The sequence below is a fragment of the Pontivivens nitratireducens genome (assembly GCF_014235845.1).
Lineage (GTDB): Bacteria > Pseudomonadota > Alphaproteobacteria > Rhodobacterales > Rhodobacteraceae > Pontivivens > Pontivivens nitratireducens.
The window spans coordinates 39,849-63,640 of record NZ_JACJUQ010000011.1; the positions used below are offsets into that span (position 1 = coordinate 39,849).

Here is a 23,792-nt window from a genome sequence, read left to right on the forward strand (position 1 = left end):
GCCGAAAGGAGATACCATGTCCATCGAAGCCCGTCTGAACGAACTCGGCATTGCCCTGCCGGACGCCGCCGCGCCAGCCGCAAATTACGTGCCCTTCGTGCGCACGGGCAATCTGCTCTACGTGTCCGGGCAGGTGCCGCAGCAGGATGGCAAACTGGTCGTGGGCCAGCTTGGCGCAGGCTACAGTGTCGAGGATGGCAAGGCGGCAGCGCGGCTGTGCGCCCTGTCGCTGATCGCGCAGGTGCGCAAGGCCTCCGGCGATCTGGACAAGGTTCGGGTGCTCAAGCTGAACGGCTTCGTCAACGCCACCGCCGATTTCGGCGAGCACCCGGCGGTGATCAACGGCGCGTCCGACCTGATGGTCGAGGTGTTTGGCGAAAAGGGTCGCCATGCCCGGTCCGCCGTCGGATCGTCCTCACTGCCATTCGGGGTCGCGGTCGAGGTCGAAGGCATCTTTGAAATCGAATGAAGTTTCCACGCGAAATGCTCGCCCGCCCGCTGGCGCATCGTGCCTTGCACGGGCCAGGTTGCTCCGAAAACTCCCTATCCGGCATTCGTGCGGCAGTGGCTTCGGGTTGGGGGATCGAGGTCGATGTCCAGCCTGCCTCGGATGGCACGCCGATGGTCTTTCACGATTACGCGCTGGAGCGTTTGACCGGGCGTGAGGGCTGGGTGCGGATGCACGATGTCGAACAGTTGCAGGGCATCCATCTGCTGGGCGGGCAGGAGGGTATTCCGACCTTGCAGCAGGTACTGGATGAGGTGGCGGGGCAGGTGCCCCTGATTGTCGAGATCAAGGACCAGGACGGCAGCCTCGGCCCCTCCGTCGGCGCGTTGGAGCGGGCCACGGCCGAGGTCTTGCGCCGCTATGACGGGCCCGTGGCTGTGATGAGCTTCAACCCCAATTCGGTCCGGGTCTTCGGCGGGTTCGCTCCTGACATTCCACGCGGTCTGGTCACGGATGCGTTCACTGCGGACGACTGGCCGATGGTGCCCCTGGCACGACGGCAGAAACTTGCCGCGATGCGCGATCTGATCCCGTGCGGCGCGACGTTTATCTCTCACAACAGGAAAAGCCTGCATCTGCCACAGGTGCTGGCCTTGCGCGATCGGGACTTTCCGATCCTGACCTGGACTGTCCGCTCGCAGGAACAGGCGGACGCGGCCCTGGAGGTCGCGGATCAGATCACGTTCGAGGGATTTATCCCGCGATAGGCCCCCCCGGCGACATTGCGCAGGTTGATCTGCTCCGGCGCGACGCCAAGTGTGAGGCGGCAGGAGGCGACATATGCGCGACGACACACGGATCGAGATCGACGTTCTGAACGACCTTTCGCAGATCGAGGCGGCGCAGTGGGATGCCTGCGCCTGTCCTGAGGACGGCCGTCCGCGTGATCCGTTCACCACGCACAGATTTTTGAGCGCGCTGGAACGCTCCGGCTCCGTCGGGCGGGGAACGGGCTGGCAGGCCCGCCATCTGGTCGCGCGCGCCGGTGGTCAGGTCATCGCGGTGATGCCGCTTTATGCCAAGGGGCATTCGCAGGGCGAATACATCTTCGATCACAACTGGGCCCATGCATATGAGCAGGCAGGCGGGCGCTATTATCCGAAGTTGCAGGCGGCGGTGCCCTTCACCCCCGCGACCGGGCGCCGCTTCCTGTGCCGTCCGGGGCAGGAGGCCGTGGGCCAGTCCGCGCTGCTGCAAGGGCTGGTACAGCTTGCCAGTGAGAATGAGCTTTCCTCCGCCCATGTCACCTTCTGCACGCAGCAGGAATACGAGGCGGGCGGTGCGGCTGGCCTGTTGCAGCGGACCGGGCAGCAGTTCCACTGGTTCAACCGCGACTACGCCGATTTCGACGCCTTCCTCGCGGACCTCAGTTCCCGCAAGCGCAAGACCATTCGAAAGGAGCGCCGCACCGCACAGGATTTCGGCGGCACGATCCACCTGCTGACCGGGGACCAGATCGAACCGCAGCACTGGGATGCCTTCTGGCAGTTTTATCAGGATACGGGCGCGCGCAAATGGGGCACGCCGTACCTGACCCGCGCTTTCTTCGAGGAGGCACACGCCACCCTGCGTGACGATATCCTGTTGGTGATGTGCGAGCGGGATGGACGCTGGGTCGCGGGCGCGATGAACATGATCGGGGCCGATACGCTTTACGGTCGCTATTGGGGCTGTGTCGAGGATCACCCCTGCCTGCATTTCGAGGTGTGCTATTATCAGGCCATCGACTGGGCACTGGCGCACGGTCTGTCTCGGGTCGAGGCCGGCGCGCAGGGGGAGCACAAGCTGGCGCGCGGCTATCTGCCCACGCCCACCTATTCGCTGCACTGGATCGCGGACCCTGGATTTCGCCGCGCGGTGGAGCAGTATCTGGAGGGGGAACGCGCCGCCGTGGGTGAGGAGATCGAAATCCTCACCGAATACGGCCCGTTCCGAAAGGTACAGGGAGAGGACTAATGATAGCGAAACTGAATAAGGCCGAGTGCGAGCGCGCACTGGCCGACCTCACCGGATGGGATTTTGCCCGCGACGGGGCGGCCATCACCAAGACGTACAAGTTCAAGTCCTTCGTCGCGGCGTTCGGCTGGATGAGTTCTGCCGCGATCCTCGCGGAGAAGGCGAACCATCACCCCGAATGGTTCAACGTCTACAATCGGGTCGAGGTGACGCTGACCACCCATGATGCGAACGGCCTGACCGAACGCGATTTCGCGCTGGCCGCGCAGTTCGACGCGCTTTGATTCTCGACCCCCGGTGCGAACCGGGGGCCGGATGGCTTACATCTGTTCAAGCAGGGCCTCACCGCCCGACAGGTCGCATTCACCCGGAGATGCCTCGACACCGACGGCCGTGACCTCTCCGTTGCGCACGATGCACGCATAGCGTTGCGACCGGTCGACGAAACCGATAGGCGGTGCGCTGAAATTCATACCCACGGCCTTGGTGAACTCGGATACGGGATCGGCCAGCATCTCGATGCCGGCCTCGGTCGCGCCGGTGGAATCGCCCCAAGCCTTCATCACGAACGGATCGTTGACGGAGACACAGACGATACGGTCCGCACCCTTTTCACGGAACTGATCGGCGGTGCGGATGAAGCTGGGCATATGTGCTGCCGTGCACACCCCGGTAAATGCACCGGGCAGTGCGAACAGCACAACCGTCTTGTCGGCGAACAGATCGGCGGCTTCTACGGATTGCGGTCCTTCCTGACCCATCGTGATGAACGTGGCGTCGGGCAGAGTGTCCCCTTTGGCGATCGTCATGGTGTTTGTGACCTTTCGGTTTGGCTTCGGTTGACGCAAGTTAAGGTAGGGACGAACGAAGCAAAGGACGAGGGCCATGGACGGACATATCGTAATCGGCGCAGGACAGGCCGGCGCGGCACTGGTGGCGAAGCTACGCCAGATGGACCCCGATACCCCGATCACCCTGATCGGTGAGGAACCCGTGCCCCCGTATCAGCGCCCCCCCTTGTCCAAGAAATACCTGATGGGTGAGATGGAGTTGGAGCGCCTGTACCTGCGCCCCGCACGGTTCTACGACGAACAGAATATCGACCTGCGCCTGTCCAGAAGGGTCACGGCCATCGACCGTGCGGCCAGGACGGTAACGTTGCAATCGGGGGAGGTGTTGTCCTACCGAACGCTTGCCCTGACCACCGGCTCCACCCCCCGGACCTTGCCTGCCTCCTCCGGGGGAGGGCTGAAGGGGGTCTATTCCATTCGTTCGCTGGCGCATATCGATGAGATGGCGAAGGTCTTCGCGCCCGGTGCGCGCTGCCTGATCGTCGGGGGCGGCTATATCGGGCTGGAGGCCGCCGCCGTGGCGACCTCTCGCGGTCTCGACGTCACATTGGTGGAGGCGATGGACCGCATCCTGCAACGTGTCGCGGCACCGCAGACCTCGGACTATTTCCGCGCGCTGCACGCAGCGCAGGGCGTGGATATCCGTGAGGGCACCGGCCTCGACCATCTGACGGGCGAGGGCCACGTTTCGGGCGCGGTCCTCAGCGATGGAACGAAGCTGGACGTGGATTTCGTCGTCGTCGGGATCGGCATCGTGCCTGAGACCGCCCTGGCAGAGCAGGCCGGTTTGCAGGTTGAGAACGGCATCCGCGTGGATTCGCATGCCCGCACCAGCGATCCGGCAATCTTCGCCGCAGGTGATTGCGCCTCGTTCCCCTATCGCAGCGCCCGCATTCGCCTCGAATCCGTGCCGAACGCCATCGAACAGGCAGAAATTGCCGCGCAGAACATGGCCGGAGGGGATGCGGAATACCACGCGAAGCCGTGGTTCTGGTCGGATCAATACGACACGAAACTTCAGATTGCGGGCCTGAACACAGGCTATGACAATATCGTGGTGCGGCCCGGCCCGCGTGAGGGGACGCAATCGGTCTGGTATTTCCGGGGCGACGACCTGCTGGCCGTCGATGCGATGAACGATCCGCGCGCCTACATGATTGGGAAGCGCATGATCGAAGCGGGCACGTCCCCGGCTGCCGAAGCGGTCGCGAACCCGCAAACCGATCTGAAATCGCTCCTGAGCTAGCAGGCGTACCGCGTCTTGCTGACCGGGGCGAAGCCCGCTCAGGCGCTGCCGCCAACCGTCAGGCCGCCGATCAGCAGGGTCGGCTGCCCGACGCCCACAGGCACCCACTGGCCGGCCTTGCCGCAATTGCCCATGCCGGGGTCCAACACCATGTCGTTGCCTATGGCGCGGATCTTTTGCAAGGCAGTGGCTCCGTCTCCGATCAATGTCGCGCCCTTGACCGGGGGGCCGACCTTGCCGTTTTCCACCTTGTAGGCCTCGGTGCAGGAAAAGACGAACTTGCCATTCGTAATGTCCACCTGTCCGCCGCCGAAGCCGACGGCGTAGATGCCGTCCTTTAACCCGGACAGCATGTCCGCAGGGGTCGCGTCGCCGCCCAGCATGTAGGTGTTCGTCATGCGCGGCATCGGAGCATGTTCGAATCCCTGCCGCCGCCCGTTGCCCGTAGGCTCCACCCCCATCAGGCGCGCGTTCTGACGGTCCTGCATATAGCCGACCAGCACGCCATCCTCGATCAGCACGTTGCGCGCCGACGGCGTGCCCTCATCGTCGAAGGTGATCGAGCCGCGACGGTCCGGGATCGTGCCGTCGTCGATGACCGTCACGCCCTTCGAGGCTACCTGTTGGCCCATCAACCCGGCGAAGGCGGATGTCTTCTTGCGGTTGAAGTCCCCCTCCAGCCCGTGCCCCACGGCCTCATGCAGCAGGATGCCCGGCCAGCCCGGCCCCAGCACGATGTCCATGGTTCCGGCGGGGGCAGGTACGGCGTCGAGGTTCACCAGCGCCACGCGCAACGCCTCATCCGCGACAGGTTGCCAGTGCGACGGTTCCAGCATTCCGGCGAGGCCGAACCGCCCGCCGCCCCCCGCCGCCGCTGATTCGCGGCGTCCGTCACGTTCCACGATGACGGAAATGTTGACCCGCGCCATGGGCCGCGCATCGACATAGCGTTCGCCCGAGGCGCGCAGGATTTCGACCTCCTGAAAGCTCGCCGCCATCGAGGCGCTGACCTGCACCACATGCGCATCGCGGCTGCGCAGATAGTCGTCGATCTGCTTCAACACGTCGATTTTCACCGCGAATTCGGCGTCCGCCGTCGGGTCGATCTCGTCGTAAAGCTTGCGATTGGTGCGCACCGGATCGCCGGCGACCACGCCGTTGCCGTCGCGGATGGCCAGACGTACGGTTTCGCCCGCCCGGCGCAGGGCCGCCACATCCAGCGTGGTGGAATGCGCATATCCCGCCATTTCTCCCCGGACCGCCCGCAGGCCGAACCCCTCGGATGCGGTGTAGTTCGCGGTCTTGACGCGCCGGTCGTCCAGCATCAGGACTTCCGACCGGCGCCGCTCCAGAAAAAGCTCACCATCATCCGCGCCGTTCAGGGCCTCGCGCAGGGTCGTCAGGGATGCCTGCGGGTCCAGATCGGTCTCGAAAGGGCGAAATGGCGCTGTCGGTGTGCTCATGAAAGCTCCTGGGTCGAAATGCGGCGGTTTTGCCATGCGACGGTTTGCGGCATACTCCCGCCTTGTCCTGAGGCACCTAGTGTGGTTTTAAGCAGCAATCAATTGACCGCGCCGTTTCAGTGGCGATGCCCTGACGCGCGTGGTTGCAAGACGACGATCCGGGATTCGACACATGCAACTTGCCAAGACCCTTTCGGCAGCCTTCTTCGGCTTTCTTGCAGGCGGTGCCGCCTACGCTCAGGAAGAGGCGCTGACCAGCGATCTTCCCATCATCGGCATGCCACAGCCGGGCGGGATCGCGTTTCAGCCTGCCGCGACCAGCATTGCGCAGGATATCCACTTCCTCGACAATATGCTGCTGGTGATCATCACGCTGATTACCTTGTTCGTGACCATGCTGCTGGTCGTGGTCGCGGTGAAGTTCCGCGCCGGACGCGGGCATCAGGCCGCCCGCTTCACCCATAACAGCACGATCGAAATCGCCTGGACCATCATTCCTGTGATCATCCTTGTCGTGATCGGCGCATTTTCCCTGCCGCGCCTGTTCGATCAGCTTGAGGTCCCCGAGGCCGACGTGACGATCAAGGCGACGGGCTACCAGTGGTACTGGGGTCATGAATATCCCGATTCGGGCATCTATTTCGAAAGCTTCATGCTGGCCGAGGATGAGCTTGCCGAATACGGCTATCCGCCGGAAACCTATCTGTTGGCCACGGACACGGCCGTGGTGGTTCCGGTCGGCGCAGTCGTGAAGTTGCAGACGACCGCCGCAGATGTGATCCACGCGTGGAAAATCCCGGCCTTCGGTGTGCATCTGGATGCCATTCCCGGCCGTCTGAACGAAACCTGGTTCCGTGTAGACGCGCCAGGCATCTATTTCGGCCAGTGTTCCGAGCTGTGCGGAATTTCGCATTCCTACATGCCGATCACGGTCAAGGCCGTGCCGCAGGACGAATATGACGCATGGCTCGAAGCTGCCGTCGCGCGCTATGCTGACGGCGGTGGCGCGACGACGCAGCTTGCCGCCCGCGAGTGATCGGGGCGCACGCGCTTTGCAGGGAACCGGGTGCTGCCCGGTCCCTTCGTCGCTGTTATTTGCGTAGTTTAAGTTTGCGAGTGATCTTCGATGACCGATACCGCCATGGATATTGAAACCGTACAAACGGGTGAGGCGCAGGTGAAGGACTACTTCGCGCTGATGAAGCCGCGTGTCATGTCGCTGGTCGTTCTGACTGCGGCGATCGGCATGTTCGCCGCACCCGGCGGAGTTCATCCGGTGATCGCCCTCGCAACCATCCTGTGCATCGCCATCGGGGCAGGGGCGTCGGGTGCACTGAACATGTGGTGGGATGCCGATATCGACGCGGTAATGAAGCGGACGGCCAATCGTCCCCTGCCGTCGGGCGTGGTGGAACCGGGTGAGGCGCTGGGCATCGGTGTGGCGCTGTCGATCATGTCGGTCCTGATGCTCAGCATCTTCGGCAACATCTTCTCCGCCGTGTTCCTGGCCTTCACGATCTTCTTCTACGTCGTGATCTACTCCATGTGGCTGAAACGTTCGACGCCGCAGAATATCGTGATCGGCGGCGCTGCCGGTGCGTTTCCCCCCATGATCGGCTGGGCCGTGGCAACTGGCGGTATCAGCCTCGAATCACTGTTGATGTTCGCGCTGATCTTCCTGTGGACGCCGCCGCATTTCTGGGCCTTGGCGATCTTTCGCAACGAGGATTACGTCAAGGCAGGCGTGCCGATGCTACCGGTGGTGGCGGGCGACCGTGCGACCCGCAACCAGATCCTGATCTACACATTGCTTCTGTTCCCGGTTGCGATGGTGCTGGCATTCACCTCCGTCGGCGGGCCGGTCTACTTTGCCGTGGCGCTGGCCTACAACGCTCGCTTCCTTTGGGGCGCATGGTCGATCTGGAAGCGGGATGAGGCGACTGCGACCGCTGACAAGTTCAAGACCGAGCTTCGCGTCTTCCTCGAATCAATCGGATACCTCTTTGCATTGTTCATTGCGTTGGGGATTGAAATCATGCTGCGCGCGCTGGACCTGAGCTGGTCCGGCTGGCCGGTTCTGTTCTGAGGAGCGATCATGTCCATTGACCAAACCGCGACCCATGAGATCTATACCCGCCGCAAGGGCCGCAACGTCGCCGTGCTCTTGATCCTGCTGGCCTTCGTCGCGCTGGTTTTCGCCGTCACCATCGTGAAGATGAGCAATGGCGCCAGCATGGAGGCGTTCGACCACGCGATCCGCCCCTCGATCCTGCCCGAGGTGAGCGAATGAGCCCCAAACGTACAGCCTTTGGCCTGCTGGGCCTTGTCGTGTTCATGGTGGGGATGAGCTTCGCTGCCGTGCCGCTCTACGATCTGTTCTGCCGCGTCACCGGCTACGGCGGCACAACGGCGGAGGGGCGCGGCTCCGACACCGTGCTGGATCAGATGATCTCCATCCGGTTCGACGCCTCGAAAAACCGCGACATGGCGTGGGAGTTTCGCGCGCCCGAACAGCGTGTCTCCAGCTTGCAGATCGGTCAGACCGGGTTGGCGTTCTTTGAGGCGCACAACCCCACGGATCGTGTGATCGCCGGTCAGGCGTCCTATAACGTCACGCCCTATTCCGCCGGTGCATACTTCACCAAGATCGACTGCTTCTGCTTTACCGAGCAGGTCTTGCAGCCCGGACAGACGGTGCAGATGCCCGTCACCTTCTATGTGGACCCTGAAATCCTGAACGATCGCGAAGCGAGGTTTGTGCAGGAGATCACGTTGTCCTATACATTCTTTGAAATAGACATTCCGGAGGGTGAGGTCAGCCTCGCCCCCGCGCAGCCTGCTGACGAAGAGGGATAAAATGGCCCACGCCAAGAATCACGACTACCACATTCTCGCGCCAAGCTATTGGCCCTTCGCGGGCGCCGTCTCGGCGTTTGTCATGCTGTTCGGCGCGGTCCTGTGGATGTCCCCGCACTCCCCCATGCAGCAGCCATGGGTGTTCGCCATCGGTTTCGTCGGCGTGCTGTTCGTCATGTACAGCTGGTGGTCCGACGTGATCGTCGAATCCAAGGTTGGCGACCACACCCCCGTCGTTCAAATTGGTCTGCGCTATGGCATGATCCTGTTCATCACCTCCGAGGTTATGTTCTTCGTCGCCTGGTTCTGGAGCTTCTTCAAGCACGCGATCTATCCGGCCGGCGTCGAAACCGTCGGCGGTGTCTGGCCTCCTGTCGGGGTGGAGACGTTCGATCCGTGGCACCTGCCCCTCATCAACACCCTGATCCTGCTCCTGTCCGGCTGCGCCGTGACATGGGCGCACCATGCGATCGTTCACGACAATGACCGCAAGGCGATGTCGCAGGGCCTGCTGATCGCCGTTCTGCTGGGCGCGGTGTTCACCATGTTTCAGGCCTACGAATACAGCCACGCGGCATTCGGGTTCTCCAACTCGATCTACGGCGCGAACTTCTTCATGGCGACCGGGTTTCACGGCGCGCATGTCCTGATCGGGACGGTGTTCCTGCTGGTCTGTCTGGTTCGTGCACGTCGGGGTGACTTCACCGCTGACAAGCATATCGGGTTCGAGGCCGCGGCCTGGTACTGGCACTTCGTTGACGTGGTGTGGCTGTTCCTGTTCGCCGCGGTCTATATCTGGGGCGGCTGAATTTCGCATCGCAGGTTTGTAATGACGCCGCGCAGCACAGCTTGCGCGGCGTTTTCCGTCCTATTTCAGGGGTTTGCATGAAACGTATTCTGGGGCCGTTGGCGTTTGGCGCAATCGGTTGCGCGATTCTGATCTCACTCGGCGTTTGGCAGATGCAGCGGCTTGCGTGGAAGAAGGATCTGATCGACACGACGGAGCGGATGATGTCGGCCCAGCCCATCGCCCTTCCCGAAGCGCCGACCGAGGCAACCGACGAATATGTCCCCGTTTCCGTCGAAGGTTTCATTCGCGAGGGTGAAATCCACGTCCTGACCACACAGCGTATCGCGGGGCCGGGTTTTCGGATCATTGCACCATTTGAAACAAATGAGGGTCGGCGCATTCTGGTCGATCGCGGCTATGTGCCCGAGGAGCAGAAGGACGCGGAACGCCCCATCGGCGCGGCGCAGCTGAACGGTGTGTTGCACTGGCCGGATGAGCGAACCTTCGACACGCCGGAAAATGACGTCGAGGACAATTACTGGCTGGCGCGCGATGTCGATCAGATGGCTGAGGTTCTGGGAACGGAGGAGGTCATGATCGCGGTCGCGGCCAGCTCGATCGAGGGTGGCCCGCAACCCGTTCCGCTGACGGCCGCCTATCACAACCGGCACCTGGAATATGTCATCACCTGGTTCGGGCTGGCGTTGGGATGGGCCTTGATGACCGGCGTCTGGGTCGTGGCGCGGCTCAAGGATTAGCGCCGTCCGGCAATCGTCCTCGACAGGACGCACATCAGTTCGAACATGATGTTCACGCCCAGCCATGCGGTGCCGCCGGACTGGTCGAACGGCGGCGAGACCTCGACCAGATCCGCACCGATCAGGTTCACCCCGTCGAGCAGTCGCACGCATTGCTGGGCCTGAAAACTGGTCGGACCGCCGATTTCCGGCGTGCCGGTTCCGGGTGCGTAGGCGGGGTCGATGAAGTCGATGTCAAAACTGCAATAGGTCAGGCCGTTGCCCACAACCTCACGCGCCTGACGCATGACCTCCTTCACGCCGAGGTCAAAGAACTCCTCAATCGTGATGATCCGCACCCCGACGGAGCGCCCGAACTCGATATCCTCACCATCGTACATCGGGCCGCGAATGCCGATCTGAACGACGCGCGTGGGGTCGAGGATGCCCTCCTCGATCGCGCGGCGGAACGGGGTGCCGTGGGTGTAGCGGTAGCCGCCGAAATAGGTGTCGTACAGATCCGTGTGCGCATCGAAATGCACCATGCCCAGCGGTTGCGCGTGGGCGGCGGACAGGGCGCGCAACACGGGCAGCGAACTCAGGTGATCGCCCCCTCCGGTCATCGGCACGATGCCCTGTGCCGCGACGGCGGCGTAGAATTCGGTGATGCGTCCCAGCGTGTCCTGCACATCCACCGGATTGGGGTTCACATCGCCCAGATCGGCGCAATTGCACAGGTCGAACGGGTCAGTTCCGGAGGCCGGGTTCACCCGGCGCATCATCGTCGAGTAGTCGCGCAACTGGCGCGGGCCGTGCCGCGGGCCGGGGCGGTTCGTAGTGCCGGCATCCCACGGAATGCCGATCAGGCCAATCTCGACCTGCGCGCGCCTGGTATTCTCGGGCACCAGATGCGGCAGACGCATGAAGCTGGGCACCCCGGCGAAGCGGGGCAACTCCTGCCCTGAAATCGGATGAAAGAATGCGTCGGACATGTGATTGCCTCGCTGTGCGCCGACCTCGCCCCATGCCGCGCCGGATCTGTCCCGCCACCCTGACACGGAGCGGCTGCGATCGAAAGGAGCCGATATGCGCAAGCCGGATCGGCCTTGCCGCATCATCGCCTACATGTTGTGTGAGCTACTCCCCATCTCTTGGACAGGATCTGGCGTAAATTAAGCTACTCGTTGCACCTGCTGATCGGGTTGGTTGATATCATTTCTCTGCCAGTAGACCAGCGCCGGAGGCTGGCCGCCCAGGGCTGAATGCGGGCGCTGGTGGTTGTAGAAGGTCATCCATTTCCGGATGGCCGCCTTTGTCTCCGAACCGGTCTCCCAGGCATGCAGGTAGACGCATTCGTATTTCAGGGTACGCCACAATCTCTCGATGAAGATGTTGTCGAGGAAGCGGCCCTTCCCATCCATCGATATGCGCACGCTGGACCGGCGGAGCCGATCCGTCCAGGCAAAGGACGTGAACTGGGATCCCTGATCTGTATTCATTATCTCTGGCGGGCCGAACTTGTGGATGGCCTCGTTCAGCGCCTCGACACAGAAGTCGGCCTCCAGCGTGTTCGAGATCCGCCAGGACAGGACCTTGCGGGTGTGCCAGTCCATGATCGCCACGAGGTATAGGAACCCGCGCCCCATGGGCAGGTAGGTGATATCCGAGCACCAGACCTGGTTCGGGCGTTCCACCCGCAGACATCTGAGCAGGTAGGGATAGGTCTTGTGGCCCTTCGTCGGCCTGCTCGTGTTGGGCTTCTGGTAAATCGGCATTAGCCCCATCAGGCGCATCAGTCGCCGGATGCGCTTCTCGTTCACCAGGTGGCCGTCGTTGCTCAGGTGCCAAGTCATTTGCCGGACGCCGAAGAACGGCGTCTCCAGGAACTGCTCGTCGATCCGCCGCATCAGGCCGAGGTTCTGCTCAGACTCGCCCTTGGGCGTGTAGTAGAAAGACGAACGCGCGATCGACAGCAACTTGCACTGCTGGCCGATCGACAGATCCGGGTGGTCAGGCTCGATCATGCCGCGCCTCACTTCCCGCCCCAGGGCTTCAGCTTTCGTTCCCAAAAAGAGTTGGCCACCGCCAGCTCCCCGATCTTGGCGTGGAGCTCCTTCACCTGCTCCTCGTCAATCTCCGGCTTCTTGCGGCCCCCGCGTTCGAACACACCGGAGGCGCCTTCGAGCAGGACTCGCTTCCATTGATGGATCATCGTCGGATGCACCCCGAACCGGCTTGCCAGCTCGGCAGCCGTCTCCTCGCCTTTCAGGGCTTCCAGCGCGACCTTCGCCTTGAACTCAGGCGCGTGCTGCTTCCGTTTCGACATCTTTGATCTCCTTCTCGTCGAAGATCAGCAGACTGCAAATCGTAGCTTATGTCAGTGTCCGAATTTCGGGGGGTAGCTCAGTGGCTGCTGATGCGAACGCACAGACAGTGACGATCATGGCGCGCGACAGGCCCTGTGTCGGGGGGCTCAGCGGTCGAGATGTTTGCGCAGGTCGCGCAGAAACGGCAGGGCGGTGCGAATGCGCTCACGGCCCAACCCCTCGATCACGTCCTCGAACAGGGGGGTGATGCACTGCACGGCATAGTCGCGGGCGGCGCGACCGGCGGGACTGATCGTGACCCACTTCCTGCGACCGTCATCCCAGTCCGGGCGGATGTGCACCCAGCCCGATGCCTCCAACTTCTTGAGCGTATTGGTCATGGTGCCGCGCGTGACGTGGAATGCCCGGGCAAGCTGGGCGGGCGTCTTCTCCCCCCCCAATCTGGCGAAATGGTTCAGCACGGAGAACTGGGACAGCTCCATCCCCTTGGGCAAGGCGCGTTGCAGACGCGATTGCACCAGTTGTTCCAGAGTGTCGATCTCACTGAACAGGGCGATGGCGAGCGGGTCTGACGGGCTTTCGGTCATGTGCGCGAAGGTGCCGTGAACGCCCTTCCATTGGCAAGAGCAGGGATCGCCGCGCGGGCAGATTCTACCTCCGCCACGTCCAGATCGGCGGTGATGATATCGGGTGTGTCGCCTCCCTCCGCCAGAATGCGCCCCCAGGGGGAAACGATCAGCGAGTGGCCCCAGGTCTTGCGCCCCGAACCGGGATGCGTCCCGCATTGCGCGGGCGCCAAGACGAAGGAGCCGGTCTCGATCGCGCGGGCGCGCAGCAGCACCTCCCAATGGGCGCGCCCGGTGGGCACGGTAAAGGCGGCAGGGGCCGTGATGATCCGCGCACCGGCATGGGCCAACGCGGCATAGAGCGGCGGGAACCGCATATCGTAGCAGATGCTGAGGCCCAGCGTGGTGCCAGCCGCATCCACCGTGACCGCGCGGTCGCCAGGCGCGAAGCCGGCGGATTCGCGGTAGGTATTCTCCGCGTCCACATCCACGTCGAACATGTGGATCTTGTCGTAATGGTCGAGGATATCCCCATCCGGTCCGATCAGGAACGAGCGATTGACGAACCTGCCCCCCGCACCGCCCAGCAGCGCGAGGGAGCCGATCAGGACGGTAACGCCAAGTTCCGCCGCCAAGCTGCGTATCGCGGCGAGGGTCGGGTCGTCCTCCTGCCGGCGCAGGACCTCAGCTTGATGTTTGCGGGAATCGGAGACGCAGTTCGTCACCTCGGGCGTGGCGATCAGGCTGGCACCGCCCTCAGCCGCCGCGCGAATCGCCTGCGTCACATAGGCCGTGTTGACCGCCGGATCGTCAGTGGACGTCATCTGGACCAGGGCGACCCGCAGCAAGCTCACGCCAGCAACCCGTCCAGCTTGCCCGAGCGTTCCAGCGCGTGCAGTTCATCACTGCCACCGATTGGCGTACCGTCGATGAAGATCTGCGGCACGGTGCGCCCGCCCTCGGCCCGCTTCGTCATCTCCGCCCGTTTGGCCGGGTCGGACATGACGTCGTATTCGGTGAAGGATACGCCCTTGCCGGTCAGCAGGCGTTTGGCGGCGTGGCAAAACCCGCAAATCGGGGTGGTATAGATCTCGACAGTCTTCATGGGGGATCCCTCCTGTTGGGGTAGGATATAGGATCGGCGGCATCGCGCACAACACGTGCGAGGACACATATCGTGACGTCGGCCGCACCCCCCGCGCGCAGGGCGCGGGCACAGGCGCCCAGTGTGGCGCCGGTTGTCAGCACGTCGTCCACCAGCAACACCCGGCGTCCGGTCACATCGCGCGATGGACCGATGGCGATGGCCCCGTCCAGAATTGCCCCCCGCTCGCCCCGGGTCGCACCGTCGAGGCTGGGCGTCCGGCGCGTGCGGCGCAGCAGGTCCGGCACGGCCTTGTCCGGCGACAGGGCGCGGACCAGTTCGGCGGATTGGTTGTACCGGCGCTTGACCAGACGTGACCAGTGCAGGGGCACCGGCGCGATCATGTCCGCCGCCGCGATCAGGTCCCCGGCGCTGCGGGCGATCCAGCGGGCAAGCGTCGGCGCGATGTCCAGCCTGTCGCCATGTTTCAGTTGCAGCACCACCGTGCGCCCCGCCCCGCCATAGACCACGGCGCTGCGGCCTGCCGACCAATCGCGCGGGTGACGTTCGCATTCATCGCAGCGCAGGTCCGCCGCGCGCCCGCCGCCATCCACCGGGGTGCCACACAGCGCGCAGACCGGGCCGCTGATGAATTGCACGTCGCGCCAGCATGTGGCGCACAGACCGCCTGCAACGTCCGTCTCCTCCGGGCAGGACAGGCATCGGGGCGGGTAGATCAGATCGCGTATCGCGCTCAACATTGCGCCACCCCTTTCCACAGATGCCGTCGCGGCATAGATGATGCCATCATGACCCAGACCGACCGCCCCGACCTGTTCGACCAAACCGCCCTGGCCCTGCACCGACAGCGCGCGAGCGGCGCCACTTTTCTGCACGAGGCCGCGGCGCATGAGCTTTCAGAAAGACTGCAAGAGGTTAACAGGACGTTTACCAACGTGGTTTTCATCGGGCCGGAAGCCGCGCTCTGGTCCCGGTTGACCGGCATTCCGGGCCGTTGCATCGCGGATGATGCAACGCTGGATCTGAAGGTTGGCGAGTGTGACCTGATCGTGCACGGGCTGGCGCTGCACTGGGCGGAGGATCCGGTGGGTCAGCTTGTCCAGATGCGCCGAGCGCTGCGCCCCGACGGCATGATGATCGCGGCCCTGTTCGGCGGGCGGACCCTGCACGAACTGCGCACGTCCTTTGCCGAGGCGGAAATCGCGGTCGAGGGCGGGCTGAGCCCCCGCGTCGCCCCGATGGGAGAAATCCGCGATCTGGGGGCCTTGTTGCAAAGGGCGAATCTGGCATTGCCCGTGGCGGATTCCTTGGCCCTGACTGTGGATTACGCCGATCCGCTGGCCCTGTGTCGCGATTTGCGCGCGATGGGGGAAACGAACGCCATGGCCGCACGCAGACGTGGCGGGTTGCGGCGCGAGACCTTGATGGCCGCCATCAGCCATTACGCAACGCATTTCGCGCGCCCCGACGGGCGGGTCGATGCCACGTTCGAGATCGTTTTCCTGACCGGCTGGGCCCCGGCGGACAGTCAGCAGCAACCCCTGCGCCCCGGGTCGGCCCGGACGCGCCTTGCCGATGCGCTGCGCGTTCCCGAACGCCCGCTGGGCGACTAGCCCGCCCCGCGCAGACCATGCGACAAAACCCCGCGCAGTGTTCGAGGTGCAGGGTTTGAGTTGACCGTGACCCCCAGTCCCGTCACACACGGCGCACCAGATATGGAGGGTCCGATGCCAGATGATATCAAGCCAACCCTGGATGCTCCGGGACAGGGGCGTCTGGCCCATGCCGATGCCGATCATCCGCCGATCCCGCGCGCCAGGGTCGCGGTGATCCTGTCCAATCTGGGCACACCCGACGCTACCGATTACTGGTCCATGCGGCGTTATCTGGGGCAATTCCTGTCCGACCGCCGCGTCATCGACTATTCGCCCTGGCTGTGGCAACCGCTGTTGCAGCTGGTGATCCTGACCAAACGGCCGTTTTCCTCAGGCAAGGCCTATGCGGGCATCTGGAACAAGGAGCGTGACGAAAGCCCGCTGCTGACCATCACCCGCAGTCAGGCGGAGAAGGTGGCCGAGGTCATGAAGTCCCGCTACGGCGATGAGGTCATCGTTGATTTCGCCATGCGCTATGGCAACCCCTCAACCAAATCGGTGATCGAGCGGGTCAAGGCGCAGGGCGCGGAGCGGATCGTGTTCTTCCCGCTCTACCCGCAATATGCCGGTGCCACGACGGCCACCGCGAATGACGAGGCGTTTCGCGCGCTGATGCAGATGAAGTGGCAGCCCTACATTCGCACCGTGCCCGCCTATTATGACCACCCGAAATATATCGAGGCGTTGGCCCTCTCGATCGAGGAGACCTATGCCAAGGTGGAGAGGCGGCCCGACATTCTGGTCGTGTCCTACCACGGCATGCCCAAACGCTATCTGATGGAGGGCGACCCCTACCATTGCCAATGCCAGAAGACGACGCGCCTGCTGCGTGAACGTCTGGGCTGGGATCAGACGCAAATCGTCACCACCTTCCAGTCGAAGTTCGGACCCGAGGATTGGCTACAACCCTACACTGTCGAGCATGTCGCGCGGCTGGCCGAGGAGGGGAAGAAGAACATCGCCGTCATGGCACCTGCCTTCTCTTCCGATTGCGTCGAGACGCTGGAGGAGATCAACGAGGAGATCAAGGAGAGCTTCGAACATGCGGGCGGCGAGGTGTTCACCTATATCCCGTGTCTAAACGACGCCCCGGCGCATATCGACATGATGGCCGCCATATTGGAGCGCGAACTGGCCGGCTGGCTGGAGTGACGCCAGATCACAGAACGAAAAGCGGGAGGCACAGGTGACTGGCCTCCCCCTTCGAGTTTCATGCGAACGGCAGGGTATCGGTCAGGTTACCGGATAGCCCTGCAACAGTTTTTCACCCACGCGGATCGTGATGCGACCATCCGTAAGCACTTCGACAAGTCGCCCTTGGGCGGCAATGTAGCGGCTGAGCATTATGGTGCGGAGCATGGGGTGTCCCTTCGTTATGTTTTTGTCCTCGAGTAAGCTCAGATTAGTGAATATCGCAGACCTGTCAATTTCATACGTAATATTGTTGCGTGAAATTTGGTATGAAGGGTAGTTTTATTGCGGTGCAGTAGGCTGTCTGCCGCAGTCTGAGCAGCCGCAAAGTCTTGCGGGACAGGCTTGTACGGCGTTTCGGTCCAAATCTGACAATGCTTTTGCTTCATGTTCTGATGCGGTGCAACACGGAAAATAACTCGATCCTCGCATAGGTATGGCTTTGTGACCTGAAATTCCTTCCATGAAATCTGATATGTCCGACACAAAAGTGTGGCCCCCGCAAATGTCTGGGACGAACAGGTGGCCCGATCCTGCGACAGTTATCGCGTCAAGCGTGACGTGATGCTGTCGCTGATGGCGCGAACGCTGCCTGAGGGCTCGCGCTGGTCCGAGCCGGAGGGCGGCATGTTCGTCTGGGTGACCTTGCCTGAGGGGATGGACGCCGCCGCAATCCTGCCGCGCGCGGTCGCGGATCATGGCATCGCCTTTGTGCCCGGTCATGCGTTTCATGCGGACAGGCGCGGGCGCAACACCATGCGGTTGAGCTTCTCGCTGCCCTCCACCGACGATATTGTCGAGGGGATGCGGCGGTTGCAGGCCGCGTTGCGTTAGAGCCAGTCGCGCAGATGCGCCACCAGCGGCACATCGGCGGCAGGCATCGGCAGGTCCATGAGCGCGTCGGCGCGGACCCATTTCAGGGCCTGCCCCTCACGCCCCTGCGGGATGCCCTTCCACTTGCGACACGCGAACAACGGCATCAGCAGGTGAAACGTGTCGTAGCTGTGACTGGCGAAGGTCAGCGGGGCAAGGCAACTGGCCCAGGTGTCGATGCCCAACTCCTCCTGCAGCTCACGGATCAAGGCCACCTCGGGGGTTTCGCCCGGCTCGATCTTGCCGCCGGGAAACTCCCACAGGCCCGCCATGCTCTTGCCCTCGGGGCGCTGGGCCATCAGCACGCGCCCGTCGGGGTCGATCAGGGCGACGGCGGCCACCAGAACGGTTCTGAGCGGCTGGCTCATGACCGGTAATCCGCGTTGATGCTGATATAGTCGTGGGTCAGATCGCAGGTCCAGACGGTCGCCTGCCCGCCACCGATGCCCATGTCCACGTTGATCTCGATCTCGGGCTGTTTCATCAGGGCAGCGGCGTCTTCCTCGCGGTAATCGGGCGCGCGCCAGCCGTTTTCGGCGACCAGCATGTGACCGAAGCGGATCGTCAGGGCGTCGCGGTCCGCAGGCTCCCCCGATTTGCCGATGGCCATGACGATGCGGCCCCAGTTGGGATCCTCACCCGCGATGGCGGTCTTGACCAGCGGTGAGTTGGCGATGGAGAGCCCGACCTTGTGCGCGGAGGTGTCGGAGGCCGCGCCGGTGACGTTGACGGCGACGAACTTTGTCGCCCCCTCACCGTCGCGCACGACCTGATGGGCGAGGTCCAGCATCACGGCGTGCAGGGCGTCGGCGAACTGCTCGGCGCGCGGGTCGTCCCGGCTTTCGATCCGATCGTTTCCCGCACGCCCCGTCGCCGCGATGACGAGGCTGTCTGAGGTCGAAGTATCGCCGTCCACCGTGATGGCGTTGAACGTGCGCTGGTTATGTTCGGACAGGATGGCCTGCAACACTGGCTGTGCGATTGCGGCGTCGGTAAAGATATAGACCAGCATCGTGGCCATGTCGGGGGCAATCATGCCCGATCCCTTGGCAAAGCCGGAGATGGTGACCTCCGCCCCCAGATCGACGGTGCAGAAGGCCCCCTTCACATAAGTGTCGGTCGTCATGATCGCTGCAGCGGCGTCCGCACCCGCATCGGGGGAGAGGGTGGAGACCAGCTCATCCAGCTTGGCGGTGATGCGCTCATGCGGCAGCGGCTCACCGATCACGCCGGTGGAGGCGGGAAAGACATGGGTCGCAGGGCAACCAAGCGCGGCGGCCGTCCGCTCCGCCAATGTCTGCGTGGCGTCGAAGCCGTTCTTGCCCGTGAAGGCGTTGGAATTGCCGGAGTTCACCAGAATCGCCGCGGTGCCGGCGCTGCCATCGAACTTCGCCAGATGTTCCTGACACATCAGGACCGGGGCGGAGCGGGTGGAGGATTTGGTGAAGACGCCAGCGATGGACGCCCCGGCGCAAATCTCGGCCAGCATGACATCCAGCCTGCCGGAATAGCGCACACCGGCCGCCACTGCGGACAGGCGTACGCCGTCGATGACGGGCAGGGCGGTCGCGCCCTCAGTCGGGGCGAGCGGGCCTGCATTCGCCCGGGGGGTCCGGGGCAAGAGACGGGTGATCGTGGTCATGGTGTCCTCCCGGACGCGACTGATGCTTTGTCCGGGAGGATTGAGGTCATTCGTTCGTCAGATCAAGGGTCGTGATCGCCTCGGGCGAAATTGCGACCTCGGGCGTCGTAATGTCCGCGCCCTCACGCAGGCTGTCGATATGCGCCTGAAGCGCGTCCTGATTGAGCTGACCCACGATCTCGGGCCGGATCTGCTCCAACGGGGGCAGGGGGCTGAGCCGGGTTTCGTTCACGACGATGACGTGCCAGCCGAACTGAGTCTGCACAGGCTCCGACACGGTGCCCACCTCCAGCGACTGAACCGCCGCATCGAACTCGGGAACCATCTGGCCCGGACCGAACCAGCCCAATTCGCCACCTGTCGGGCCGGACGGGCCGGTGGAGCGTTCCTGAGCCAACGTTTCGAAGTCACCGCCGTCGTTCAGGGCCGCGACCACTTCGAGGGCCTCCTCCTCCGTCTCCAGCAGGATATGGGAGGCATTGTATTCCGTGGTGCGCGTCATCTCGGCGGTCAACGCCTCGTATGCGGAGGTGATCTTGTCCTCGGTCACGGCATCCTCAAGGACGGATGCGATCGTCTCGTTCGACAGGACGCCGCGGCGTTCGTTGTCGAGCTGGACGCGGACGCGGCGCGTCTCGGCGGCGCCGGTTTCCTTCGCGGCCTCGGCCAGAAGCTGTTGATCGATCAACTGATCGACCAGACCGGGGAACAGAACCTCGGGCGGCAAGGAACGGTAATTCTCCGGCAGGCGGTCGCGCACGGCGATGACATGGGCGACCGTGATGTCGACGCCATCGACGGTGGCGACAACAGTATCCAGATCGTAATCCGTGGTAACCTCAGGGGTTTCCTGGGCGGGGGTCGTCGTATCCTGTGCGAAGGCGGTGCCCGACAGGGTGAGGGCGAATGCAATCGCGTAAGGTGCAATCAGCTTGTTCATAAGTTCTCCGAACTGCTCGGTATCGACCGGAGCGGTCTTCCTGAAATAGAGCGCGGCAGCGGTTCAGCCCGGTGCCGGTAACGTTGACAGTGTCAGGTGCGGGACTTACATCCCGATCAGCTTTTAGGGCCAGCCGCACCGCCGCCGCGCCAACCTAGATTGTCGATCGCTGTCGGGCAACCACCCGTTGGTATCAGTTTGGTGAACGACGCGGGCGGCCTGGCCGCAGGACGAGACGCGAGGATACTCTATGCTGGGACTGGCAACGGTGGCGAAAAAGGTGTTCGGCACCGCCAATGACCGCAAGGTCAAAAGCGTGCGATCACTCGTCGATCAGATCAACGGCCACGAGGCCGCGATGCAGGCGCTGGATGACACCGCGCTGAAGGCAAAGACGCAGGACTTCATCGAGCGGCACAACGGGGGCGAGACTCTGGACGCCCTGCTGCCCGAGGCGTTCGCCGCAATGCGCGAGGGGGCCGTGCGCGCGCTGGGAATGCGCCCGTTCGACGTGCAGTTGATCGGCGGCATCTTCCTGCATCAGGGCAATATTTCCGAGATGAAGACCGGTGAGGGCAAGACGCTGATGGCGACGCTGCCCGTCTACCTAAACGCGCTGACCAAGCGGGGCGTGCATGTCGTCACCGTCAACGACTACCTCGCCCGCCGCGATGCGGAGTGGATGGCAAAGCTGTATAACTGGATGGGGCTGAGCGTCGGCGTCGTGGTCCCCGGCATGGATGAGCCGGCCAAGCAGAAGGCCTATGCCTGCGATGTCGTCTATGCGACGAACAACGAGCTGGGCTTCGATTATCTGCGCGACAACATGAAGACCAGCGTCGACCAGATGGTGCAGCGCGATCACTTCTTCGCCATCGTGGATGAGGTTGATTCGATCCTGATCGACGAGGCGCGCACGCCGCTGATCATCTCGGGCCCGACGCAGGACCGATCCGAGCTGTATATCACGCTCGACAAATTCATTCCCGATCTGACCGATGAGCATTACGAGCTGGATGAGAAAGCCCGCTCCGCCACTCTGACCGAGGAAGGCAACGAGTTTCTGGAGGACAAGCTGAAGGAAGCCGGTCTGATCGAGGGGGAGGCAACCCTCTACGATCCGGAATCCACCACCATCGTGCATCACGTCACCCAAGCCCTGCGCGCGCACAAGCTGTTCGCCCGCGACAAGGACTATATCGTCAAGAACGACGAGGTGGTGCTGATCGACGAATTTACCGGCCGCATGATGACCGGCCGCCGCATGTCCGAGGGACTGCACCAGGCGATCGAGGCGAAGGAGGGCGTCAAGATTCAGCCCGAGAACGTCACCCTCGCCTCCGTCACGTTCCAGAACTATTTCCGCCTGTACGAAAAACTCGGCGGCATGACCGGCACCGCGATGACCGAGGCCGACGAGTTCGATGAGATCTACGGGCTGGGCGTGGTGGAAATCCCCACCAACCGCCCCATCGCGCGCAAGGATTTCGACGATCAGGTCTACCGCACCGCGCGTGAAAAATACGAGGGCATTGTCAAGACCATCAAGGAGGCCCACGCCAAGGGCCAGCCGATCCTGGTAGGGACCACCTCGATCGAAAAATCGGAGCTGATCTCTCAGATGCTGACCGCAGCAGGGGTCAAGCACAACGTGCTGAACGCCCGGTTCCACGAGCAGGAGGCGTCGATCATCGCACAGGCGGGCCGTCTGGGCGCCGTGACCATCGCCACCAACATGGCCGGACGCGGCACCGACATCAAACTGGGCGGCAATTCCGAGATGATGGCCGAGGTTGAAGCCGCCGAGCAGGGCATCACCGATCCCGCCGCCATTGCCGAGCTGGAGCGAAAGCACGAGGCGACCGTTCAGGCGGAAAAGCAGAAGGTGCTCGAAGCGGGCGGTCTGTTCGTTCTGGCCACGGAACGCCACGAATCGCGCCGGATCGACAACCAGTTGCGGGGCCGTTCGGGCCGTCAGGGCGATCCGGGCCGCACGAACTTCTTCCTCAGCCTCGAAGACGATCTGATGCGCATCTTCGGCTCCGACCGGCTGGACACCATGCTGTCCAAGCTGGGCATGGGTGAGGGCGAGGCGATCATCCATCCATGGGTGAACAAGGCGCTGGAGCGCGCGCAGAGCAAGGTCGAGGGGCGCAACTTCGACATCCGCAAGAATCTGCTGAAATACGACGACGTGATGAACGACCAGCGCAAGTCGATCTTCGGTCAGCGGCGCGAAATCATGGAAGCGACCGATCTGTCCGAGACGATCGAGGAAATGCGTCACGAGGTGGTCGAGAATCTCGTCTCCGAATACATCCCGGCCCGCGCCTATGCCGATCAATGGCAGACGCAGGAATTGGCTGAGCAGGTGAAGGAGATCTTCGCGCTCGACCTGCCCATCGCCGAATGGGCCGCGGAGGAAGGCGTCGACGACGACACCATCGAGGAGCGGATTACCACGGAGGTGGACAAGGCTGCGGCCGCCAAAGCGGAAAAGCACGGTCCGGAAACCATGCGCACCGTCGAAAAGCAGATCCTGCTGCAAACCATCGACAAGGAATGGCGCGACCATCTGCTGACGCTCGACCATCTGCGCTCGGTCGTGGGTTTCCGGGGGTATGCGCAGCGCGATCCGTTGAACGAGTTCAAGACAGAGGCGTTCGAGCTGTTCCGCAATCTGCTCGAAGGTTTGCGCGTGCAGGTCACGCGGCAGTTGTTCCACATACAGATCCTGACGGAGGAAGAACGCGCGGAGATCATTGCGAAGATGCAGGCGCTGGGCGTGAACCAGCAAAATCAGGGGCGGGCCGAAGGGACCAATCCACAGTCCGCCGCCCAACCGAACCAAGTGCCGAACCAGATGCCGAATCCCATGCCGAACGCGCCGCAATCGCGCAATCAACGTGATCCGCAAAATCCCGAAACCTGGGGTGTCGTGGGGCGGAATGAGCCGTGCCCCTGCGGTTCCGGTGAGAAGTACAAGCATTGCCACGGCAAACTGTGATCCGGGGCAGGGGCCTTAGACCTCAGCGTTGACATGCAAGGGGCGGCACCGCAGTGCCGCCCCTTCGTGTTTATCGTGC

The 23,792-nt window shown here is 63.2% G+C and carries 27 protein-coding genes; 15 read left to right on the plus strand and 12 right to left on the minus strand.

What is annotated here, in order from left to right; translation table 11 throughout:
* Nucleotides 1–16 precede the first annotated feature (16 nt).
* The 4 genes from H1S03_RS12545 (at nt 17) to H1S03_RS12560 (ending at nt 2,748) form a co-directional block, all read left to right on the plus strand.
* Complete coding sequence (locus H1S03_RS12545) at nt 17–469, plus strand: RidA family protein (protein ID WP_185804762.1); 453 nt, start codon at nt 17–19, stop codon at nt 467–469.
* Nucleotides 466–1,215: a glycerophosphodiester phosphodiesterase family protein gene (locus H1S03_RS12550; RefSeq protein WP_185804763.1), complete on the plus strand. Its 750-nt coding sequence runs from the start codon at nt 466–468 to the stop codon at nt 1,213–1,215. Before H1S03_RS12545 ends, H1S03_RS12550 begins: the two co-directional genes overlap by 4 nt.
* A gap of 73 nt (nt 1,216–1,288) precedes the next feature.
* Complete coding sequence (locus H1S03_RS12555) at nt 1,289–2,464, plus strand: GNAT family N-acetyltransferase (protein ID WP_185804764.1); 1,176 nt, start codon at nt 1,289–1,291, stop codon at nt 2,462–2,464.
* Entirely contained in the window at nt 2,464–2,748 is a 285-nt protein-coding gene (locus tag H1S03_RS12560; protein WP_185804765.1) for a 4a-hydroxytetrahydrobiopterin dehydratase, read from the plus strand. The genes H1S03_RS12555 and H1S03_RS12560 overlap by 1 nt, the downstream gene beginning before the upstream one ends.
* A gap of 36 nt (nt 2,749–2,784) precedes the next feature.
* Here H1S03_RS12560 and H1S03_RS12565 read toward each other — a convergent pair whose 3' ends face one another.
* Nucleotides 2,785–3,273 carry a peroxiredoxin gene (locus H1S03_RS12565; RefSeq protein WP_185804766.1) on the minus strand — a complete coding sequence of 163 codons (489 nt, stop codon included), beginning with the start codon at nt 3,271–3,273 and terminating at the stop codon, nt 2,785–2,787.
* A 76-nt stretch (nt 3,274–3,349) separates the two neighbouring features.
* Between H1S03_RS12565 and H1S03_RS12570 the strand changes: the two genes are divergently transcribed.
* Nucleotides 3,350–4,561, plus strand: coding sequence for an NAD(P)/FAD-dependent oxidoreductase (locus H1S03_RS12570; protein ID WP_185804767.1), 1,212 nt, complete (start codon nt 3,350–3,352; stop codon nt 4,559–4,561).
* A gap of 38 nt (nt 4,562–4,599) precedes the next feature.
* Here the strand turns inward: H1S03_RS12570 and tldD are convergent, their stop codons facing one another.
* The gene (tldD, locus tag H1S03_RS12575) at nt 4,600–6,024 is read right to left on the minus strand and encodes a metalloprotease TldD (protein WP_185804768.1); all 1,425 of its coding nucleotides are present in this window, start codon (nt 6,022–6,024) and stop codon (nt 4,600–4,602) included.
* 172 nt (nt 6,025–6,196) lie between these two features.
* Between tldD and coxB the strand changes: the two genes are divergently transcribed.
* The 6 genes from coxB (at nt 6,197) to H1S03_RS12605 (ending at nt 10,428) form a co-directional block, all read left to right on the plus strand.
* Complete coding sequence (gene coxB, locus H1S03_RS12580; protein WP_185804769.1) at nt 6,197–7,060, plus strand: cytochrome c oxidase subunit II; 864 nt, start codon at nt 6,197–6,199, stop codon at nt 7,058–7,060.
* Between the two features lie 90 nt (nt 7,061–7,150).
* Nucleotides 7,151–8,110: a heme o synthase gene (locus H1S03_RS12585; RefSeq protein ID WP_185804770.1), complete on the plus strand. Its 960-nt coding sequence runs from the start codon at nt 7,151–7,153 to the stop codon at nt 8,108–8,110.
* Between the two features lie 9 nt (nt 8,111–8,119).
* Nucleotides 8,120–8,314: a hypothetical protein gene (locus H1S03_RS12590; RefSeq protein ID WP_166187353.1), complete on the plus strand. Its 195-nt coding sequence runs from the start codon at nt 8,120–8,122 to the stop codon at nt 8,312–8,314.
* On the plus strand, nt 8,311–8,880 hold the full coding sequence (locus tag H1S03_RS12595) for a cytochrome c oxidase assembly protein (protein ID WP_166187351.1): 570 nt from the start codon (nt 8,311–8,313) through the stop codon (nt 8,878–8,880). Before H1S03_RS12590 ends, H1S03_RS12595 begins: the two co-directional genes overlap by 4 nt.
* Nucleotide 8,881: 1 nt before the next feature.
* On the plus strand, nt 8,882–9,688 hold the full coding sequence (locus tag H1S03_RS12600) for a cytochrome c oxidase subunit 3 (RefSeq protein WP_166187349.1): 807 nt from the start codon (nt 8,882–8,884) through the stop codon (nt 9,686–9,688).
* A 77-nt stretch (nt 9,689–9,765) separates the two neighbouring features.
* Nucleotides 9,766–10,428, plus strand: a complete 663-nt coding sequence (locus H1S03_RS12605; protein WP_185804771.1) for an SURF1 family protein — start codon at nt 9,766–9,768, stop codon at nt 10,426–10,428.
* On the opposite strand, the gene H1S03_RS12610 is transcribed toward H1S03_RS12605, so the two are convergent.
* The 6 genes from H1S03_RS12610 to H1S03_RS12635 form a co-directional block, all read right to left on the minus strand.
* On the minus strand, nt 10,425–11,399 hold the full coding sequence (locus H1S03_RS12610; RefSeq protein ID WP_185804772.1) for an agmatinase: 975 nt from the start codon (nt 11,397–11,399) through the stop codon (nt 10,425–10,427). The two genes, H1S03_RS12605 and H1S03_RS12610, sit on opposite strands and share 4 nt — an antisense overlap.
* A gap of 180 nt (nt 11,400–11,579) precedes the next feature.
* A protein-coding gene (locus H1S03_RS12615) for an IS3 family transposase (RefSeq protein ID WP_430700912.1) occupies nt 11,580–12,733 on the minus strand; the annotation gives its coding sequence in 2 pieces (ribosomal slippage) (nt 11,580–12,481 and nt 12,481–12,733; 1,155 coding nt in all).
* 147 nt (nt 12,734–12,880) lie between these two features.
* The gene (locus H1S03_RS12620) at nt 12,881–13,321 is read right to left on the minus strand and encodes a MarR family winged helix-turn-helix transcriptional regulator (protein WP_166187343.1); all 441 of its coding nucleotides are present in this window, start codon (nt 13,319–13,321) and stop codon (nt 12,881–12,883) included.
* The gene (locus H1S03_RS12625; protein ID WP_185804842.1) at nt 13,318–14,145 is read right to left on the minus strand and encodes a carbon-nitrogen hydrolase family protein; all 828 of its coding nucleotides are present in this window, start codon (nt 14,143–14,145) and stop codon (nt 13,318–13,320) included. The genes H1S03_RS12620 and H1S03_RS12625 overlap by 4 nt, the downstream gene beginning before the upstream one ends.
* A gap of 5 nt (nt 14,146–14,150) precedes the next feature.
* Nucleotides 14,151–14,405: a glutaredoxin 3 gene (grxC, locus tag H1S03_RS12630; protein WP_185804773.1), complete on the minus strand. Its 255-nt coding sequence runs from the start codon at nt 14,403–14,405 to the stop codon at nt 14,151–14,153.
* A complete protein-coding gene (locus H1S03_RS12635; protein ID WP_249777911.1) occupies nt 14,402–15,229 on the minus strand; it encodes a ComF family protein in 828 nt (275 codons plus the stop codon). Before H1S03_RS12635 ends, grxC begins: the two co-directional genes overlap by 4 nt.
* On the opposite strand from H1S03_RS12635, the gene H1S03_RS12640 reads away from it, so the two are divergent.
* Nucleotides 15,194–16,018: a methyltransferase domain-containing protein gene (locus H1S03_RS12640; RefSeq protein WP_185804775.1), complete on the plus strand. Its 825-nt coding sequence runs from the start codon at nt 15,194–15,196 to the stop codon at nt 16,016–16,018. The genes H1S03_RS12635 and H1S03_RS12640 overlap by 36 nt on opposite strands.
* 114 nt (nt 16,019–16,132) lie before the next feature.
* On the plus strand, nt 16,133–17,212 hold the full coding sequence (gene hemH / locus H1S03_RS12645; protein WP_185804776.1) for a ferrochelatase: 1,080 nt from the start codon (nt 16,133–16,135) through the stop codon (nt 17,210–17,212).
* Between the two features lie 81 nt (nt 17,213–17,293).
* Here hemH and H1S03_RS17655 read toward each other — a convergent pair whose 3' ends face one another.
* Nucleotides 17,294–17,419 carry a hypothetical protein gene (locus tag H1S03_RS17655; protein WP_283810362.1) on the minus strand — a complete coding sequence of 42 codons (126 nt, stop codon included), beginning with the start codon at nt 17,417–17,419 and terminating at the stop codon, nt 17,294–17,296.
* Between the two features lie 324 nt (nt 17,420–17,743).
* Here H1S03_RS17655 and H1S03_RS12650 point away from each other — a divergent pair, with 324 nt between their 5' ends.
* Nucleotides 17,744–18,085 carry an aminotransferase-like domain-containing protein gene (locus tag H1S03_RS12650; protein ID WP_185804777.1) on the plus strand — a complete coding sequence of 114 codons (342 nt, stop codon included), beginning with the start codon at nt 17,744–17,746 and terminating at the stop codon, nt 18,083–18,085.
* On the opposite strand, the gene H1S03_RS12655 is transcribed toward H1S03_RS12650, so the two are convergent.
* From H1S03_RS12655 to H1S03_RS12665, 3 genes are read right to left on the minus strand one after another with little or no spacing between them, the layout of a single operon-like run.
* Nucleotides 18,082–18,492: a (deoxy)nucleoside triphosphate pyrophosphohydrolase gene (locus H1S03_RS12655; protein ID WP_185804778.1), complete on the minus strand. Its 411-nt coding sequence runs from the start codon at nt 18,490–18,492 to the stop codon at nt 18,082–18,084. The genes H1S03_RS12650 and H1S03_RS12655 overlap by 4 nt on opposite strands.
* The gene (argJ, locus tag H1S03_RS12660; RefSeq protein ID WP_185804779.1) at nt 18,489–19,766 is read right to left on the minus strand and encodes a bifunctional glutamate N-acetyltransferase/amino-acid acetyltransferase ArgJ; all 1,278 of its coding nucleotides are present in this window, start codon (nt 19,764–19,766) and stop codon (nt 18,489–18,491) included. Before argJ ends, H1S03_RS12655 begins: the two co-directional genes overlap by 4 nt.
* 46 nt (nt 19,767–19,812) lie before the next feature.
* Nucleotides 19,813–20,706 (minus strand): peptidylprolyl isomerase, encoded by an 894-nt coding sequence (locus H1S03_RS12665; protein WP_185804780.1) that lies wholly within the window; start codon nt 20,704–20,706, stop codon nt 19,813–19,815.
* Nucleotides 20,707–20,956: 250 nt separating this feature from the next.
* On the opposite strand from H1S03_RS12665, the gene secA reads away from it, so the two are divergent.
* Entirely contained in the window at nt 20,957–23,713 is a 2,757-nt protein-coding gene (gene secA / locus H1S03_RS12670; protein ID WP_185804781.1) for a preprotein translocase subunit SecA, read from the plus strand.
* The last annotated feature ends 79 nt before the right edge of the window (nt 23,714–23,792 follow it).